At 47.3% G+C, this 17,548-nt stretch carries 17 protein-coding genes, 1 tRNA gene and 1 CRISPR repeat array (1 of these 19 cut by a window edge); of the genes, 10 read left to right on the forward strand and 8 right to left on the reverse strand.

What is annotated here, in order from left to right; genetic code table 11:
* Window positions 1–790: direct repeats of the CRISPR family, unit length 37 nt; unit sequence GTTTCAATCCCTGATAGGGATTATAGAGGATTGCGAC (it extends 470 nt beyond the left edge of the window).
* Between the two features lie 364 nt (window positions 791–1,154).
* Together IQ257_RS02300 and IQ257_RS02305 are read right to left on the reverse strand one after the other, a co-directional pair.
* Window positions 1,155–1,748, reverse strand: coding sequence for a Uma2 family endonuclease (locus tag IQ257_RS02300; RefSeq protein ID WP_193875735.1), 594 nt, complete (start codon window positions 1,746–1,748; stop codon window positions 1,155–1,157).
* A gap of 101 nt (window positions 1,749–1,849) precedes the next feature.
* Complete coding sequence (locus IQ257_RS02305; protein ID WP_193932912.1) at window positions 1,850–3,847, reverse strand: protein kinase domain-containing protein; 1,998 nt, start codon at window positions 3,845–3,847, stop codon at window positions 1,850–1,852.
* A gap of 298 nt (window positions 3,848–4,145) precedes the next feature.
* Between IQ257_RS02305 and IQ257_RS02310 the strand changes: the two genes are divergently transcribed.
* The 3 genes from IQ257_RS02310 to IQ257_RS02320 are packed head-to-tail and all read left to right on the forward strand — an operon-like array spanning window position 4,146 to window position 7,172.
* A complete protein-coding gene (locus IQ257_RS02310; RefSeq protein WP_193932914.1) occupies window positions 4,146–4,733 on the forward strand; it encodes an FHA domain-containing protein in 588 nt (195 codons plus the stop codon).
* A 58-nt stretch (window positions 4,734–4,791) separates the two neighbouring features.
* Entirely contained in the window at window positions 4,792–6,909 is a 2,118-nt protein-coding gene (locus IQ257_RS02315; protein ID WP_193873042.1) for a mechanosensitive ion channel domain-containing protein, read from the forward strand.
* 17 nt (window positions 6,910–6,926) lie between these two features.
* Window positions 6,927–7,172 (forward strand): helix-turn-helix transcriptional regulator, encoded by a 246-nt coding sequence (locus IQ257_RS02320; RefSeq protein WP_193873041.1) that lies wholly within the window; start codon window positions 6,927–6,929, stop codon window positions 7,170–7,172.
* A 116-nt stretch (window positions 7,173–7,288) separates the two neighbouring features.
* Here IQ257_RS02320 and IQ257_RS02325 read toward each other — a convergent pair whose 3' ends face one another.
* Window positions 7,289–8,146, reverse strand: coding sequence for a shikimate dehydrogenase (locus IQ257_RS02325; protein ID WP_193873040.1), 858 nt, complete (start codon window positions 8,144–8,146; stop codon window positions 7,289–7,291).
* Between the two features lie 227 nt (window positions 8,147–8,373).
* Between IQ257_RS02325 and IQ257_RS02330 the strand changes: the two genes are divergently transcribed.
* The 3 genes from IQ257_RS02330 (at window position 8,374) to IQ257_RS02340 (ending at window position 11,788) form a co-directional block, all read left to right on the forward strand.
* Window positions 8,374–8,571: a chlorophyll a/b-binding protein gene (locus IQ257_RS02330; protein WP_193873039.1), complete on the forward strand. Its 198-nt coding sequence runs from the start codon at window positions 8,374–8,376 to the stop codon at window positions 8,569–8,571.
* Window positions 8,572–8,972: 401 nt separating this feature from the next.
* Window positions 8,973–10,457 carry an Asp-tRNA(Asn)/Glu-tRNA(Gln) amidotransferase subunit GatB gene (gene gatB, locus IQ257_RS02335; RefSeq protein WP_193873038.1) on the forward strand — a complete coding sequence of 495 codons (1,485 nt, stop codon included), beginning with the start codon at window positions 8,973–8,975 and terminating at the stop codon, window positions 10,455–10,457.
* Window positions 10,458–10,768: 311 nt separating this feature from the next.
* Window positions 10,769–11,788, forward strand: coding sequence for an aldo/keto reductase (locus IQ257_RS02340; protein WP_193873037.1), 1,020 nt, complete (start codon window positions 10,769–10,771; stop codon window positions 11,786–11,788).
* Window positions 11,789–11,956: 168 nt separating this feature from the next.
* Here IQ257_RS02340 and IQ257_RS02345 read toward each other — a convergent pair whose 3' ends face one another.
* The 4 genes from IQ257_RS02345 to psbX all read right to left on the reverse strand — a co-directional run bounded on the left by IQ257_RS02345 (window position 11,957) and on the right by psbX (window position 14,151).
* Entirely contained in the window at window positions 11,957–12,475 is a 519-nt protein-coding gene (locus IQ257_RS02345; protein ID WP_193873036.1) for a TolB family protein, read from the reverse strand.
* The gene (locus IQ257_RS02350) at window positions 12,472–13,023 is read right to left on the reverse strand and encodes a TolB family protein (RefSeq protein ID WP_322744142.1); all 552 of its coding nucleotides are present in this window, start codon (window positions 13,021–13,023) and stop codon (window positions 12,472–12,474) included. The genes IQ257_RS02345 and IQ257_RS02350 overlap by 4 nt, the downstream gene beginning before the upstream one ends.
* 25 nt (window positions 13,024–13,048) lie before the next feature.
* Window positions 13,049–13,864 (reverse strand): Ycf66 family protein, encoded by an 816-nt coding sequence (locus IQ257_RS02355; protein ID WP_193873034.1) that lies wholly within the window; start codon window positions 13,862–13,864, stop codon window positions 13,049–13,051.
* 167 nt (window positions 13,865–14,031) lie between these two features.
* On the reverse strand, window positions 14,032–14,151 hold the full coding sequence (gene psbX / locus IQ257_RS02360; RefSeq protein WP_193873033.1) for a photosystem II reaction center X protein: 120 nt from the start codon (window positions 14,149–14,151) through the stop codon (window positions 14,032–14,034).
* A gap of 390 nt (window positions 14,152–14,541) precedes the next feature.
* On the opposite strand from psbX, the gene IQ257_RS02365 reads away from it, so the two are divergent.
* Window positions 14,542–14,826 (forward strand): YggT family protein, encoded by a 285-nt coding sequence (locus IQ257_RS02365; protein WP_193873032.1) that lies wholly within the window; start codon window positions 14,542–14,544, stop codon window positions 14,824–14,826.
* A gap of 40 nt (window positions 14,827–14,866) precedes the next feature.
* On the opposite strand, the gene accC is transcribed toward IQ257_RS02365, so the two are convergent.
* Entirely contained in the window at window positions 14,867–16,213 is a 1,347-nt protein-coding gene (gene accC / locus IQ257_RS02370) for an acetyl-CoA carboxylase biotin carboxylase subunit (protein ID WP_193873031.1), read from the reverse strand.
* Between the two features lie 240 nt (window positions 16,214–16,453).
* Between accC and IQ257_RS02375 the strand changes: the two genes are divergently transcribed.
* The 3 genes from IQ257_RS02375 (at window position 16,454) to IQ257_RS02385 (ending at window position 17,278) form a co-directional block, all read left to right on the forward strand.
* Window positions 16,454–16,535, forward strand: a tRNA-Leu gene (locus IQ257_RS02375).
* Complete coding sequence (locus IQ257_RS02380; protein ID WP_193873030.1) at window positions 16,497–16,817, forward strand: hypothetical protein; 321 nt, start codon at window positions 16,497–16,499, stop codon at window positions 16,815–16,817. Before IQ257_RS02375 ends, IQ257_RS02380 begins: the two co-directional genes overlap by 39 nt.
* A 125-nt stretch (window positions 16,818–16,942) precedes the next feature.
* The gene (locus IQ257_RS02385) at window positions 16,943–17,278 is read left to right on the forward strand and encodes a hypothetical protein (protein ID WP_193873029.1); all 336 of its coding nucleotides are present in this window, start codon (window positions 16,943–16,945) and stop codon (window positions 17,276–17,278) included.
* The last annotated feature ends 270 nt before the right edge of the window (window positions 17,279–17,548 follow it).

The following is a 17,548-nucleotide window of genomic DNA, read 5'->3' on the forward strand; positions in this document are numbered from 1 at the left end:
CTAGTTTTATAGCACTTTTGCTACTTTTATAGGTTTCAATCCCTGATAGGGATTATAGAGGATTGCGACATTTGGTTATTCGCCGCCATTGCAGAGTAGGCTGATACGTTTCAATCCCTGATAGGGATTATAGAGGATTGCGACTAAATTGCAGCAGTACTTCCCCAAGGAAAAGCACGGTTTCAATCCCTGATAGGGATTATAGAGGATTGCGACGTAGCTCAGTGGTAGAGCAGCTATTTAATAGTTGGTTTCAATCCCTGATAGGGATTATAGAGGATTGCGACTTGGCTGTTTTGCCTCTCAGTTCGGGAAAAACCCGTTTCAATCCCTGATAGGGATTATAGAGGATTGCGACCAAAGGCTTGAGCAGGATTGCCATTGAGTTCGCAGTTTCAATCCCTGATAGGGATTATAGAGGATTGCGACAATCTTTAGGTAAAGTTCCTCATCAATGGGTTCTGTTTCAATCCCTGATAGGGATTATAGAGGATTGCGACTAAAGGAAACTATCAGATGATGTTCCTGAAACTAGTTTCAATCCCTGATAGGGATTATAGAGGATTGCGACCTTCCTGTCTCAAATTTTGAAATAATTGCCCCATTAGTTTCAATCCCTGATAGGGATTATAGAGGATTGCGACGGACGAAGCGTTCCGCTCATTGCAAGCCAGCTACCTGGGTTTCAATCCCTGATAGGGATTATAGAGGATTGCGACCATCGATCATCTTTCCGAAGAAGCCTCGGAGTTGGTTTCAATCCCTGATAGGGATTATAGAGGATTGCGACCGCAGGCATCCAGAACCCTTACCGTATTTAGTTTTCAAGGTGCGTTGGTGACAGTCTCCTCTCATAATAGCATTCCAGAGCCAAAGGTTGACAAGAGGAAATTTTTAAATCGGCTGAAATCCATTCATAGTAAGGCTTTCAGAAGCGGTGACACCCTCCTTTACAAGGTAAAGGCTGTAAACCCTTATCCAATAAGGAATGTAGCCCGAAAATCCAAACAACTTCAGAAAACACCTACAGGTTGTCACCATCAAGGGAAAAAATCGAATTATCTCGCAATTGCTCACCGCCAATTCTCTCCATTTTACCCTGGCAATAAGGACAAAGAGAGTAAAAGCTAACGCAAATACCTCTTCAAGTACTCTTATCCCTCACCCCGCCGCAGTCCTCGTGTAAATTCCCTTAATGCCTCAATTTTGGAAGCCATCATCAGACACCGAGATAGTAGGTTGATGTCCAATTGTGGCAGAACTTCTGAGCGCTCAATCCGCTCGTATTCTGACTTACGCAAATGGTAGAGCCTAAACACCCCATCTTCCCAAAGCCATACTTCAGGGACACCTAAAGCTTGATAGCGAGTCAACTTGCGTGAGCTGCCACTGGTAAAAATCACTTCAATCGAGAGATCGGGACGGGTCGCTGAGAAGCTCCCAATAGCAAAGGATTCATCAGCTTGTGCCGAAACCTCAAGTTCCTCTTTTTCTTGAGTACAGCTACCTAGTGGGTTAAATTCGAGTTCTTTCTCCAGAAAATACTGAACTAATAACGCCGTAATCATTCGGCTGATTGATTCGCAGTCTGGAGAAACTCTCAAGATCTCAACCTCTTCCTTGTAGTAACCCAGCCGTATCCCAGGTGAGTCGGCAAAGCTTTCCTGTAGTAGCTTGAACTGTTGCCAGTTCATTCCAGTGTGAATGAACTGTTGTGTTGTTGGCTTGTCTAGTGGTTTTGTGGTCATGGCGATCGCCTCTTAATCTGCCCTCTTAGGACTAACAAATGGCATCTAAACTTATGCCACAGACTACTAGTAGATTGCTAAAACCTTGTCAACAAGCTCTGTTATCGTTTGGTCTGGGCTGCTAGAAGCATACTCAGAGCGTATTCGTTATGCGGTTGAATTGCCAATGCTTTTTTGAGGGAGACAACGGCATCATCAAAGCGTTTTAGATCCATCAAGGCTTCGGCTTTGTTGACCCAAGCATCGACTGAATTGGGATTAAGAGCAGTAGCTTTGTCAAGGGCAGTAAGCGCTTTATCAGGATTCCCTAACAAAATGAGTGCGACTCCCTGGTTAATCCAGGCATCGGCAAAATCGGGATTGAGTGTTGTGGCTCGTTCGTAGAGCGCTAATGCTTCTTGGTGCTTTCCTTGCTGTTGCAGGGCAGAACCCTTACTCCACAGCGCCTCTGGGTAGTTTGGGTTAATGGCAAGTGCGCGATCGCAGGCGGTAATTGCTTCAGCAAAACGTTGCTGCGTGTTCAGATTGTAGCAGCGCTGCCACTGGGCGGCGGCGGCGGCTGCATCGACTTGGGGTTCAGGGGGAGGGGCAGCCGGTTTAGCAGGGGATGGTGCTGGAGAGGCTTGAGGGGCAGCAGGTTTATTTGACGTTGGTGGTGCTTGAGTACCAGGGGGTTTTTCTGAAGCTGAGGGGGTTTGGGTAGCCGCAGGTTGCTTTGGTGATTGAGTCGTAGCCGATGTCGATGGGTTTGTATCCTTCGGCGTACTTTCAGCAACAGGACGTTCAGAGGGAGCTGGCTCGGACTCCTTATCCGTTTTTTCAGGGGTCTTTTCAAGGTTGGAACGATCAGTTGCAGGTGGCTTGGCTGACTCCGTAGAGCTGACAGCCGTCTGTTCGGCTGACGTTTTATCGGTAGGAGTTTGACTGACAAACTGGGAGAAGAAAAAAGTCCTAGCCAGCAAACCTCCTCCACCCACTGCGGCTAAAATAGCGATCGCGAATAAAGGCTTGAGGAAGCGTCTCTGGGCTGGTTCCGGTGCAGCAAGGGTTGGCGATGAACTCCCCGATGAGTGTGCAAAGTGGCGTTCCGTTGTGGGTGGGGCTGTGTTGCTAGCCGCAGGTTGAGGCTGAACTGGGGGGTTTGTCGGCACCCAAAAATGGGTCGATAAATCATCTGTCCCAGATGCCGTTGAGTCTGGGGTTTGAGCGGATGCGGGTAAGGATAGTGCGATCGCTCCTGAGATACTCTGCAAGGCGTCCAACGCTGCTGCTGCTGTCTGGTAGCGAACGCGAAAGTCGTAACGCACCATCAGGTCAAGAAATTCCGTCAGTTCAGGGTTAACTTGAGGTGCAAAATCGCGCCAGTTAATTTCTCCCGTTTCGGAATCTTCCCGTAGCAACTTGGGATGAAGTCCGGTTAGTGCCTGAATCCCAATGATACCCACGGCGTAAATATCGCTGCTAAAGCGAGGCTGTCCCCCTAACTGTTCTTTGGGAACGTAACCCTGAGTGCCAATTGAAATAGTCAAGTCTGTTTTGCCAGATGAGGGATTGAGCAACTGCGTCGTAACTTGCTTGACCGCACCAAAGTCAATCAGTACAATTTTGTCATCTGAGGAGCGACGCATCAGATTGGACGGTTTGATGTCGCGGTGAATGACATTCTGATCGTGAACGAAAGCCAGCACCTGGAGAACATCTTGCAGCAGGGCAATCGTCTGGCTTTCTGACCAAGGCTTACCATTCCGCAACTCTTTGGTGAGGGGGTTTCCGACAACCAACTCCTGAGCCAGATAAAATTCTTCATTCTCCTCAAAGTGGGCAAGCAGGCGGGGGATCTGGTCGTGGTTACCAAGTTGGTAGAGAACTCTAGCTTCTGTATCGAAAAGCCGTCTTGCCGTTTGCAGAAAGGCAGCATCATGGGTCTGAGGCTTGAGCTGCTTGACCACGCATTGGGGTCGATCTGGTAAATGCAAGTCTTCTGCCAGAAAGGTTTGACCAAACCCACCCGCTCCTAGCTGGCTGATAATTTTGTAGCGTCCGCCTAGGGGTTTCTCGGAGTTGGTCGGTTGAAATAGACGTAAAAGGTTCAATCCCATGCCCTGCCCTTACTAGCTCATTATTTTAACCGATTATTTTCGAGGAGGGGTTGTTGTCCTATCTACCCTACCGTCGTAATTATTTTTAACTATAGTATTGTTTGTAGTTACCCACTCCTATCGTCAATATTGCCAAGATTCTGAGTCCTTCGTCCCAGAGTTTTGACGTTAAAACTCCCGCTAGAGTTTCAGTTTCCTCCTAAGTTGGGAAAACGGTTATCAAATCTGAAATAGCCAGATAACCCTAGTTTTTTGACTAAATAACGATGTCAGCCGGCGTTTTATATCCATTTGACTTATGTACATTCAATTGAGGTGGGAAGACCCAGAAACCGGGGAGGTAAAGCGATCGCTTTTGGTAGCGCCAATTGCTGTTGGTCGAGAAGCAGACCAGATGCCAGAACAGTGGGGAGGACGAGCTGTCTCGCGTCTAGAGTTAGTCCATCAGGAAATTTCTCGGTTTCACGCCCTGATTTCAGTGGAGAACAACAAGCTCTATGTTACCGACCAGCAGAGCGCCAATGGCACCTTTCTCAACGGACGCCGAGTTCGACAAAGCACCCAGCCCTTTGGCAGTAAAGATACACTCCGCATCGGTCCTTATAAAATGACAGCAACACTGATGGGGGAAAATGACCTTAATGCCACTGCTCAAAATCCCGATCAGTCGAATCTTTCACCACCCGTTAAATCACTTTCTAAGAACACCCTAATCGTTTGGACAATTGGTGTGGGCGTGCTGCTATTGGCAGGTTTTGGGGCTTGGGCAGCATTCAGTGCCTTACTAGAGCAATCCCGTCCTCAGGTGCCAACGACTCCCACGCCTAAGACAAGTTACTTGAGGCAGGGAAGGGGAATGGGGGAGCTGGGGAAATTTAATTGCTAATTTATGGCTCGCTTACAACTTTTTAGCTCAATTATTAACTTCTCCCAACTGCTGACTCATGGCGTTCTCTAAGCAACCCCTTTCTAGAGTCTTTCGTTTTAAAGCGATCGCTCCCCGATTCTGGCGTTGGTTTCAACAACCTGTCCATTTCCAGTCAAACAGACAAAAACAGTACCACAGCAGGCGGCGTTGGCGGTTGGTGTTGCTGGGTTTGCTGGCGCTGCTGCTGACTTTAATATCGGTTCCCAGCGCGGCGCAAACGTCCCCTGTTGAACAGAATAAAGTTCCTGTAGTACTGGACGGTCGCGTTTTGTTTGAGGTGGGGAATTTTGGCACTGGCTACCGGGCTGCTAAACGAGCCGAAATCATTAATAACGCTCTGAAAGAAGAGGTGCAATCGCCTCAATTGGCAGAGATTGTCGTGGTTCGGGAAGATGATTTGATAGCCCTTCGCTCTCGGCAGAACCAACGCCATCTTTTAACGGTGAGGGAAGAAGATACCCTTGAAGGTCCAAACAGTTTGAGCCAAGCCAATTTTTGGCGGAAGACTATCGAAGATGCCCTGCGTCGGGGGCAGCTAGAACGAACTTCAACCTATTACCGTAAGGCGCTAATGCTTGCGGTTGGTGTGGTACTCGGGGCGATCGCTGTTCATGTTAGCCTACTCTTTTTTAGAAAATGGGCATCTCACCGCCTGTCTCTCTGGCTGAATGAATCGACTTCCCCACTTCATTCGTGGGAGCAGTCGGCTCGGCTTTTGCTAAAACTGGCGCTGCTGGGAGTACAGGCAGGTTTGTGGACGGCAGTTGCTTTTTACCTGACTGACTTGTTTCCCCAAACCCGAAGCTGGCGCTATGAGCTATTCAACTTTCTCCCCAAGTTATTTAACTTCCTAAATTCTCCCGTCATTAATCTAGGTAACAGCAATTATTCAGCTCTGCAAATGCTGTTACTGCTGGGTTTGACGGTAGGACTGTGGTTTGCCGTTAGCTTTGTCACCAAACTTTTTAAATCCTACGTCTTGGGTCGAACAGGAGCTGAACCGAGGGTGCAGGAGGTTATTGCGGTGCTAACGCAGTATACCCTCACTTTCCTGGGATTGATTGTACTGTTGCAAATTTGGGGGTTGGATGTTGGTTCTTTAACGATTCTCGCCAGTGTCTTGGGGGTGGGAATTGGCTTCGGCGTTCAGAACATTGCCAACAACTTTATCAGTGGCTTGATTATTACCTTTGAGCGACCGATTCAGGTCGGAGATTTTGTGAAGGTGGGTGAGTTATTGGGAACGGTGGAGCGAATTGGCGCACGGAGTACAGAGATTTGCACCCTTGATCAGGTGACGATGATTGTACCCAACTCCCGATTTTTAGAGAGTGAAGTGATTAACTGGAGTCACGGAAATCCTATTTCTCGCCTGCGGATTCCCATTGGTGTGGCTTACGGTTCTGATGTGAAGAAGGTACAAATGGCACTTATAGAAGCCGCCAAGAGTCATCCAGAGGTATTGCTGCAACCCCATCCCCAGGTTTGGTTTCAGGGATTTGGTGATAGCTCCCTCAACTTTGACTTATTAGTCTGGATTGGAGACCCGAAGCGGCAGTTTAAAATTAAGAGTGACCTCAACTATCGGATTGAGGAGACTCTCCGGTGCTACGAACTGGAAGTACCCTTTCCCCAACGCGACTTGCACTTGCGATCGCCCCAACTGGATGCATTAATGGGGGCATGGCTCCAACAGCAGACGCCAATGCTATCTCTACCCCAGCAAACGGAGGCTCCGAATGGTGATCAACCCAGTGTAGAGTATAACTATACTCCAGAGAATCCCTTAGACGATACTGTAGGTTCAGCAGAACCTTTATCTGAGCAATTGTTAACCTCGACTGTTGTCAAAAAGGAACTGACCTATACAGACATTGAGGCATTAGTCAAGGCAATGCGGGAATCAGGGGGACTCGAAATTAAAGACCGCAGCTATCGTCTGAATATCTATCCAAACTGTTTTATTGGGGCACAAGCCGTTGAATGGTTGGTGCAGCAGCAAAAGTGTTCCCGGAAAGAAGCGATCGCTCTAGGGCAGTTCTTGATCGATCGCGGTATTATTCATCACGTACTAGATGAACGTTCTTTCCAAGATGACTATTCATTCTATCGGTTCTATGTTGATGAACGATGAGGAGAAGATTGGGACTGATGAAGCGAAATGAAATAAGTCAAGAGTGTCAACCCGAGTTGAAGAAACTTAGAGAGCAGTCAGGATTATCACAAGCAGCGCTTGCCAAATTAGTTGGCGTCACAGGCAAAACTGTAAGTAATTGGGAACGAGGAGTAACTCCTGCTAATTTGACTCTTTATCAAATGAAGGATTTATGCAGTGCGCTGGGGGTGACGCTTGAGGAGTTTACGGAATTATTTGGCTCCGTTCAAGTTGATGATTGAGCAGGTAGATCATGAACCGAAAACCTTTGTAATATGCTTGTTGAATCTTACAGTAACAATTGTTTCATCAGTTGGGGAAAGTAAGGTTGATTTAGACTCATTGAAGCAGGAGATCCCTACTGCTGCTGCAACGAGCGCCGCATAGTATCAACAGGTGGCATTTGTCCCAACCAGATTTTTAAAGCCGCAGCGCCTTGTTGCACCAGCATTTCCAACCCATCAATAGTAATCGCTCCCTGTTGTTTTGCCTGTTTCAGAAATTGGGTAGGATTGGGAGTGTAAATCAAGTCATAGGCGATCGCTCCTTCCCGCAATCCTTGCATTGTTACCGCATCTACAGGAGATTGCTCAATGTGAGGATACATCCCCACAGGTGTCGTGTTAACCAGTAAATCCGCTTGGGGTAAAACTTGGGGGAGTTGCTCCCAATTATAAACGTTGATACTTGCAGATAGGCTAGTATTTGCCCAACTTTGCTGAAATTGGCTTAATTTTTCCCGATTACGACCGACTACGTGAATCTGGGTGCAACCCAACTGCATACAACCAACCACAACCGCTCGCGCTGCACCTCCGTAACCTAAAATAACGATTTGGGTTTGACTCCAATCTTGCTCGTCAGCTTTTAAGGGAGTAATAAACCCTTCAACATCAGTATTAGTACCACTCCAACCACTATCAGTACGCCAAACCGTATTCACGGCGCCCACGAGTCGAGCAATATCTGATACCTCAGATAATAGGGGAATAATCCCTTGTTTGTGGGGAATAGTGAGATTGAATCCTTGCAAGCCAATCGCGGCAAACCCTGCAATCGCCACATTCAAATCTTCTGGTTTTACAGGTAAAGGGAGGTAGACATAATCAACACCCAATTGTGCGATCGCGCTATTGTGCATGATCGGAGAGAGAGAATGCTCGACCGGATGACCGATAACACCCAATAGTTTAGTTGTCCCTGTAATCTGTTGCATTAAAATCCATTGGTCTACTACTAAAGCTAGTTTATGGGACTCCGTGAACTAGGGACAGAATAGGGAATGGGGAATTCAATAGTTGTTGCATACAAATGTATCCTTTCCTTCTATAGGATTAAACGTAAACTCAGAAGCTTCTAACTTAAGAGAGATAGCTTCAGCTCCCATAGACGTTACATTTATTTACATAAGCACTAGTAAGTGATTGAAAAGGAGCTTTTTCCATGACTAACCAACCCAACACACCCATCACTAATCCCGAAACCATCACCAATCCCCAAGAGCGTAATGCATGGATATTCGGCTTCAATCCCCAAGCAGAAATTTGGAATGGTCGTCTAGCCATGCTAGGATTCCTTGTCGCTATTCTCATCGAACTATTTTCTGGGCAAGGACTCCTACACTTCTGGGGACTCCTCTAAATGAGTTGTTCCATTAGTCTAAAACAAGAACTTGAGAGGTTGAGACAAGCCTCTCAGGTTTTTTATTCCACAAAAATTATCTTCAAATTAACTAATGTAAACCTCCCGCCGGCTTTTATAAATACCACCACCCGTTATCATAAAAACCGCCAATCTTCTTCCTAATCTCCTCAACTCCTGCCACCAAACCTCTCCTCCTCTCTGCGTACCTCGGCGAAAACCTCTCTTGCCCCTCTGCGTAAAAAAAAAGCCACCTATCGAGCCTACTCAAAAATCTCAACCTCCAAAACTATCTAAACTGCAACAGCAACAATAACATCTCAATTCATAAAAGTTTGGACTCAAGCAAAAGCTAAAATACAATAGAGAACTGTTGCAATCAAATAGCCAACTAAACGCCTATGACCACTGCTGCACCGGCTAAAACGGAGTACGAAGCAATCATTGGTCTAGAAACCCATTGTCAGCTCAGTACCCAAACCAAAATTTTCTCATATTCCTCTACAGAATTTGGCGCTACCCCAAATACCAATATCGATCCGATCTGTATGGGATTGCCAGGAGTGCTGCCCGTCCTCAATCAAAAGGTACTAGAATATGCCGTCAAAGCGGGTTTGGCGCTCAACTGCCAAATTGCCCCCTACAGTAAATTTGACCGCAAACAGTACTTCTATCCCGACCTTCCCAAAAACTATCAGATTTCTCAGTACGATTTACCGATCGCTGAACACGGTTGGCTAGAAATCGAACTAACAGACGATGAGGGCAACCTCATCCGCAAGAAAATCGGCATTACTCGCTTGCATATGGAAGAAGATGCTGGCAAGTTGGTTCACGCAGGAAGCGATCGCCTTTCCGGTTCCACCTACTCCCTAGTGGATTACAATCGCGCCGGGGTGCCATTGGTAGAAATTGTCTCAGAACCCGATATGCGATCGGGTAAAGAAGCCGCAGAATACGCCCAGGAACTCCGCCGGATTATGCGTTACCTCGGCGTTAGTGACGGCAATATGCAAGAAGGTTCCCTGCGTTGCGATGTGAATATCTCCGTGCGCCCCATCGGACAGGAGAAGTTCGGCACTAAAGTCGAAATCAAAAACATGAACTCCTTCAACGCCATCCAGAAGGCGATTGAACATGAAATCGAGCGGCAAATCGCCGCTATTGAAGCAGGAGAAACCATTTTTCAAGAAACGCGACTGTGGGAAGAGGGTAGTCAGCGCACTATTAGTATGCGGATCAAAGAAGGCTCTAGCGACTACCGCTACTTCCCCGAACCTGACTTACCGCCGATTGAGGTATCCAAAGAACAGTTAGAGCAATGGCGGGGTGAACTGCCCGAACTTCCGGCACAGAAACGGTATCGCTATGAAAAAGAACAGGGACTTTCGGCATACGATGCCCGCGTGCTGACTGAAGATCGGCTAGTTGCCGAGTATTTTGAAATGGCGGTTGCAGCTAATGCCAATCCCAAACAAGTCGCTAACTGGGTAATGGGAGATATTGCCGCTTATCTGAATACGGAAAAGCTGATTATTAGCGAGATTGCCCTCAAACCTCTTATCTTGGCAGAACTGATTACTCTCATTGAAGAGGGTACGATTAGCGGTAAGATTGCCAAAGATATATTGCCCGAACTCCTGACTAAAGGCGGTTCTGCAAAAGAATTGATTGAGCGCAAGGGATTGATTCAAATCTCTGATGCAAGTCAACTTGACGCCATTATTGACGAGGTGATTGCCGCTAATCCCAAGGAGCTTGAACAGTATCGCAATGGCAAAACTAAGCTGCAAGGGTTCTTTGTCGGTCAGGTGATGAAGAAAACCAGTGGACGAGCTGACCCCAAACTGACTAATCAACTTTTGGGCAAGAAGCTGAAGGCTTAAGAGGAATGTCACTGGCTTAAACCGACATACCCCGCTTTCAATTAAACTTCACAGAAACTTCAAATGAGGGGTAACACCCCCCATCCTATTATTGCTATACTGTGATATGTAGATGCACCCTGATGATCGGGAGAGTCGCCTTAAGTGGCTCTCCTTTTATTTTTTTTCTAGTGGAGGTTGGCAGAAATAACTGACCCCATCTAGAGTATGAAAAGCTTTCACTGTTTGACTGCTAGGGAATCACCGTGGCTTCAGCCCGGTGAGGATGTCAAACCCCTTATTGTTGCAATCGTTCAACCCAAGTTCATAAGATGAACCTACCTGCATCAAGCCGAACCCAATTTACCCCGGATTTAAACATTTGTCGCATTTTAAACGGAATGTGGCAAGTATCGGGTGCCCATGGACGCATCGATCCCAAACAGGCAATCCAGACGATGTTCGATTACATGGATGCTGGTTTCACGACTTGGGATTTGGCAGACCATTACGGACCTGCCGAAGATCTTATTGGCGAGTTCAGGCGTCAACTCGCCGAAACTAGTGGTAAAGAGGCGTTATCTAACCTGCAAGCCTTCACGAAATGGGTACCAAGACCCAGCCGCATGACCAAGCAGGTCGTTGAGAAAAATATCGACATCTCCCTGAAACGGATGGGAGTAGAAAGTCTCGACCTGATGCAGTTCCATTGGTGGGAATACCGTGACCCCAGCTACCTAGATGCTCTCAAGTATATGACGGAACTCCAGGAGGAGGGAAAAATCAAGCACCTGGCTTTAACCAACTTTGATACCGAACATCTGAAAATTATCACCGATGCAGGTATCAAAATTGTATCGAACCAGGTGCAATATTCTCTAATTGACCGCCGTCCAGAAGTCAGCATGGTAAAGTTCTGCCAGGAACAGGATATCAAGCTGTTTACTTACGGTACTCTCGGCGGCGGTTTGCTATCAGAAAAGTATCTGGGACATCCTGAACCAAAAGGGACAGAAGTAACTACCGCTAGCTTGAGAAAGTACAAAAATATGATCGATGCGTGGGGCGGTTGGAGTCTGTTTCAAGAGTTGCTTTCTGTACTTCAGGATATTGCTGTCAAGCATAAGGTCAGTATTCCGAATGTGGCAGTGCGATATATTTTAGATAAACCTGCCGTTGCTGGTGTAATTGTGGGTGCCAGATTGGGAGTATCCGAGCATTTGGCGGATAATGGCAGGGTATTTGAGTTTGAGTTGGATACTGACGATTGTCATCGGATTGATGGAGTTCAGGCTAAGTCGCGGGATTTGTATCAACTCATTGGTGACTGTGGTGACGAGTATCGACGGTAACGGCTGCATTCCAATATTGAAAAATTTCCCTAAAGCAGGCATCTTGCTTGCTGCTTGAGTCGGACGGACTGCAAATCGGTAAACATCCACCAAATTAGTCGGGAGTTCCCCCGTTTAGCGGGGGAGTTTCCGTTTAGAAGCGGCTAAAAGCTTTCTATTGCCAAAATTCTACTCATAAGTTAAAAGCCGTTTCCCAGAGCGATCGCAAACTATAATATCCCATTGACCATTTTCACTCGATTCAAAAGCAATAGTACTGCCATCGGCGCTAATCGTAGGATTACGAACTTCAGCGTTAAGATTTTCGGTTAGATTCCGCAACTGATGAGTGTCCTGGTTATAGAGGTAAATACCGGAACGCCCTTCCTGTGTAGCAGCAAAAACGAGGGTTCGCCCATCTTCGGAAATCGCGGGGTGTGACGAGATCGCATCTAGAGCATTGAGTCCTGGCAACTCGACTAAGCGGCGATCATTAATAGCGTACAGGTAAACATCCTGACTCCCAGCTCGATCAGAAACAAATACAATTAACTGTCCGTTGACGTGAGGAGTTAATTCAGAAGCGGGACTGTTCAAACTACGTCCCCCGCTATCAAAGGGAAAACTCAGCAGGTGTGAATTTCCCGTACAACTGGTCAATATCCCGACCAGGGTACACGCTATTAGGAGTAACAGGAAACGCTTCACTCTTGAGACACTGGACTCCCATCCGGTATATCTAATTCAACATCAAAACCTCGATCGAGTACTTCAATATCCCACTGTCCACGACGGGAGGTTTCAAATACAATAGTACGACCATCGGGGCTGATACTGGGATTTCTGACTCCCCTGCGATAGCCAAGGGGCAGAATTTGTGATCGCTGGGTGGCTTGGTCGTAAAGTTCGATGACTGGGGTTCCCCGTTCATTGGCGATATAAGCAATGTAACGACCTGTATAACTCAAGCTGGGACTCTCTGCGATCGCATTTCGTCGATTCAAGCTTGGTAAATCTACAAGTTGTTGCTGTTGCAGGTCGTACATCAAAATTTGGCGAGTTCCACCCCGGTTAGACACAAAAGCCAGAAAGCGACCATTACCGCTCAAGGCAGGTTGCTCTTCTGTATAACGGCTGTTCAGGGTAGTGGGTTCAATTTGAGAGTTTACAGGAGGACTGCAAGCGACAATTAGACCCGTCAGTATCAAAACAATTCCCCAAAGCAGCCGTTTGGCTCTTTGCTGTCTGGCACTCACTGATTTCGCCGTCTTACCATTCAGCTTAGTACTCCGAACCTCTCGGTATGGTGTCCTCGTCCTCTTCTTCCAAGGGGTCAATTGGTTGATAATCGACATAATCGCCAGATGCCGTATCTGTCTCAACAGGAGGGACAGATGGCTTGCGATCTTGGGGCGGACGCCGCTTTCTCGGTCTTGATACCGTCTCCTCGTCTAAGTCGCGGTTGGGTGGACGTGTTGGGCGGGTACGGCTTCTGGGAGAAGGTCTTTCTTCCCACTCACTCTCTACATCTACTTCAGCGTCCCAACTCTCAACCGACCGCTCCGGAGGAGCACTGCTCGGACGAGGGCGGCGCTTACGGTAGCTATCTTCGGGTGGTACAGACCGTTCTGAGGTGCCGCGACTCCGAGAACGGCGAACGTCTTCTTCCTCGTACTGATCTCGATAGCGAGGGTCTGCCGTTCCCCGCAACCGCCGATTGACGTATCGATCCTCAATAGGTTCGAGTTCATCCAACTCGGCAACTTCTCGGTACACCTTACTAACAGGTCGCTCATCGTCCACAATCCGTGTATTGCGCTTTGCCTGTTCAGTCGCAATACCCCGCAAACGAATCGTTTCTACACCAAAAAAGATAGCAGAACCCGTGAGCAGAAACTGACCGAATTGCAAAATCGGATCGAGTCGCCACCCTTGAAATAAGAGGATAAAACCACACAAGAGTCCTACTGCGGCAAAAAAGATATCATGATCTCGTGCCAACTCTGGACGTACCGAACGCAAAAAATAAAGTCCCGCTCCGGCAACTGCCAGAAAAATACCCAGAATGCTGGCTGAGTTCAGCCCAAAATTTACCATCGCTGCTCTCCTACAGTCAGTCCTATGGTAGCGAGTTTCCTGACCAACCTCTACTCTAACTGAGATGGTGCAAAAATTTATCGGCGTCAGCCCTGCCGATTGAAACAGGGCAGCTAACTTCCCCGCTGCCCTGTCTTGATTGAGGTTTCAAAAACTGATACTCAAAATTAGGAACGTTGGACTCTGTCCTTCTGACTGATAAAGATTAGTGCAACCGTTGCGGGGATAACCACGATTGCGCCACCTAAAAGTAGACTCCAGAAAAAGTTTGCTAACGAGGGCGTCATAGAACTTCAATCCTTGTTGATATTCTTCATATTAATTTTAATGGTCTGTGGGCGACTTGAGAAGTCTCTATCTAAATAAGACGCGATCGCACCAGTCCCAAGGCAGCACTTCAGTAGCGTGTCCACTTCCTACTCCCGACTCGCCATTGAACGACCTTCTTTATCTCTTAAAGCTTCGTTAAAATTTGTGTAGCCATAGCGCTTAAAATTTTAGGATTGTGGGGGTCTGACCTCTACTCCCATGGCTGGTGGGATGTCTTTGATGAATATCATTTCCCCCCTCTATCCTGAATTTTGCGATCGCACCCTTTGGGGCGGTGGCAAAGTCAATCACACCTAGCCACTGAGGATTTACACTCAACTCAATCTAAAAATTGCGAACTCTAACCCATGACTGCTGCTACTGTTGCTAATTGGATTCTCGGCCCCTTACTGGGACTTGCTATCTTTTTATTTATCTTCCGCATCATACTCACTTGGTATCCCCAGGTAGACTTGAACCGCTTTCCGTTTAACGTGATTGCGTTACCAACGGAACCCTTCCTAGTGCCGATGCGCAAACTTGTCCCGCCGATTGGTGGGGTTGACATTACTCCAATTCTATGGGTGGGAATTTTTAGTTTGCTGCGAGAGCTTCTTTTAGGTCAGCAGGGATTACTGAGAATGATTCACTAAAGTTAAGGTTCAGCCTCCCTGCGTCTTCCAGAATGAAAGTTCACGTTTGCATCATCTGCTCGACAAAATTGGTATAAACTTCCCCCTCTAGAAACGCTGGGGTTTCCAGAATTTTTTGATGGAAACCGATTGTGGTGGGAACGCCCGTAATCGCACATTCCCGAAGTGCCCGTTTCATGCGCCGAATGGCGGCATCGCGGTTGGGTGCCCAAACAATTAATTTGCCAATCAGTGAATCGTAATAGGGGGGAATTTCATAATCGGTATAGACGTGGGAGTCCATACGCACCCCCGGTCCTCCCGGTGGCAAGTAACCGCTGATTCGTCCCGGTTGGGGGCGAAAACCGTGATCGGGGTCTTCAGCATTAATTCGGCATTCAATTGCATGACCCTTAAGAACAACTTGGTTTTGGGTTAGCTGTAATGTCTCCCCTTGAGCGATGCGAATTTGTTCAGCAATCAAGTCGAGTCCTGCAATCATCTCGGTTACGGGGTGTTCGACTTGAATGCGGGTGTTCATTTCCATGAAGTAGAAGTTACCGGACGCATCGACGAGAAACTCAACCGTACCTGCCCCCACGTAGTTAATCGACTTAGCTGCCATTACTGCTGCCGTACCCATTTTTTCTCGTAGTTCTGGGGTAAGAAGAGGACTGGGTGCCTCTTCAAGGAGTTTTTGATGACGCCGCTGAATGGAACAATCTCGCTCACCTAGGTGGATGACATTGCCGTAACTGTCGGCGAGAATTTGAAACTCGATGTGGCGAGGGCGAACAATAAATTTTTCCAGATAAACCCCTGGATTGCCAAAGGCAGCTTCTGCTTCTCCTTGAGCTGCTTGGAAGAGCTTGGTCATAACACTCTCTTCTGGCACAAAGCGCATCCCGCGTCCGCCACCGCCTGCAGTGGCTTTAATCATGACCGGATAGCCAATTTGTTTGGCAATGGTTAACGCTTCTCGTTCGCTGGTCAGCAATCCCTCACTGCCTGGTACGGTCGGTACGTTAGCCTGTTGCATGGTTTCTTTAGCGGTGGATTTGTCTCCCATTGCCCGTATTGCTTCTGGAGAAGGACCGATAAAGGAAATTTGATGATCAGCGCAGATTTCGGCGAATCGGGCATTCTCTGCCAAAAAACCATAGCCGGGATGAATGGCAGTCGCGTTGCGAGTCAAGGCGGCGGCAATAATATTAGGAATGTTCAAGTAACTTTTGCTACTGGGGGGTTCGCCAATGCAAACGGCTTCATCTGCTAGTTGTACGTGAAGAGCGTGTCGGTCAATTGTAGAGTGAACGGCAACGGTGGCGATTCCCATTTCTTCACAAGTTCGGAGAATCCGCAGGGCAATTTCCCCGCGATTGGCAATCAGAATCTTTGAAAATTGCATAAAACAGTGCTGCTATATCCGTATCAGTAGGATAGAGGCGATCGTGTACTCTGTTGGATACTGTATGTAGTTGCGTTCGATCCCAAAGTTGGAACGAGAAAGCGAACTAGCCCAGAAGCAGTAATTTTCTCATGACGGCTTTACTCATTTTTAGCGATCGCACTATTTTTAGCGATCGCCACCCAAAAATTGCTGGATTAGAAGTAGATCTGCATTTTTTTTGATATACTGAGTAATCGCGCGGATGTGGTGGAATCGGTAGACACGCACGCTTGAGGGGCGTGTGACGAAAGTCTTGCGAGTTCGAGTCTCGCCATCCGCACTGCCCAAGGGTGCGTTGTCAAAACTCCTGACGGGTGCTTTCTATAAAAGTTCATCTCCCGCCGATAAGCGTTGGAGATTGCCAGTCATCAGTCAATTGAACTGGAAACTGGTAGCCGAGAACTGGGGTAGCAGTTTTCCTTCCGTCCTTTGGAAGGAGACGGGCATCTTTGCTGCCTCTGGTGAAATCGGATTTTCTGGTGCGGACAAGCAGCAGGCTATGGCTGCTTGCGTTCTGGTGCTGGAATATTATTGCTGGGCATTTATTACAAGCATTCAATGAATGAAAGTATTCGTTGCTTGTAACAATTTGTAATATAATGTGAGCAACATTTACAGAAAAAATGTTCGGTTCAACACAACAAGGGGGTGAAGGTTGTGAATAAAGAACTCAAGGAGTACAACTTCATGATGCTTGATTTAACAGAAAACGTATGGGTTAACACTCTCATTCCCAGTGCTAACCATGCCGCCTTACGGTCTGGATTTGCTGGATATCCGATTAATCCCCGTTGGAATGCTGCAAAGTTTAAGGCATGGAAAACGGGACGTCAGTGGCGAGAAGCACTCGACCGAGGTGAGATGGTTGTGCGTTCTACAGACTCCATGCTAGTGCCTACAGCCAAACAGGAGGAAAAGTTGACTGACCAAGGCAATCGTTCCCCAGAAAAATCTTCGGAATCTCATCGATTTAAGTTCCCCTTCGGGGCTAAACAATTGTTAGCAGCGTTCCACGCTGTCTGAATTGACGACAACGGCAGAATTGCTGTGGATTGAGTTGGCAAATCTGATATGGATTATTTTAGTTTTTAGAGGCGCGAGCAATCGCGTCTCTACGAGTATAGAGAGTCCTAATTGTTAACAAAAATAAGGAAAAGGGCAAAATTAATGGTTTCGTTTAACCCTTTTCCTTTCCCTTAACTTAAATAGAATATAGCGTTTCCTGGCGTCGTAAGGTACAGCATCGTTTTCTTACCCACTCCCTACTCCCTACTCCCTGAACTCCCAAGTGTT

This window comes from Coleofasciculus sp. LEGE 07092 (assembly GCF_015207375.1).
In the GTDB taxonomy this organism is placed as follows: domain Bacteria; phylum Cyanobacteriota; class Cyanobacteriia; order Cyanobacteriales; family Coleofasciculaceae; genus LEGE-07092.